This is a genomic window from Mesorhizobium sp. A623 (assembly GCF_054489405.1).
The window spans coordinates 1-544 of sequence record NZ_JBTMXB010000150.1 but is presented as its reverse complement, the minus strand read 5'-3'; the positions used below and the strand labels follow the sequence as shown (position 1 = coordinate 544).

Here is a 544-nt window from a genome sequence, read left to right as displayed (position 1 = left end):
AGAGTCGGACTCGAAAAGGCTTCAACTACATCCATATCTTGCAAGGCGTCTGGTGAGCATGCGGATATGGGCGATGGTTATCCATGCTTGTGCTGACGCGATGGATTTCTCGAAGTCCTTTGCCAGCCTGCGGCATCGACCCAGCCACGCGAACGTCCGTTCGACGACCCAACGGCGCGGCAGGATTTCAAAACCCTTGGCCTTGTCAGAACGCTTGATGATTTCGAATGTCCATCTGCCGATTTTCTGCAGCCGCTTCCGCAGTTTCGGACCTGCATAGCCTCCGTCGGCAAAGACATGCAGCAGCCATGGCCATCTGTGGCGGATGGATTTCAGCAAATCAGGTGCGCCGTCGCGATCCTGTATATCGGCGCTATGCACCGCGAGGCCGACCATTAATCCGAGGGTATCGACGATGATATGACGCTTGCGCCCTTTGATCTTCTTGCCCGCATCAAAACCCCGGATACCGCCGCTTTCCGTGGTTTTGACGCTCTGGCTGTCGATCACACCGCCCGTTGGAGAGGCTTCCTTTCCCTCCAGT

General features: G+C 56.2%; 1 protein-coding gene. It reads right to left on the bottom strand.

What is annotated here, in order from left to right; all coding sequences use genetic code 11:
- Positions 1-21: 21 nt before the first annotated feature.
- Positions 22-544: IS5 family transposase (locus ACX3P1_RS28355; RefSeq protein WP_459083165.1), on the bottom strand; the 523-nt coding region annotated here is incomplete at its 5' end.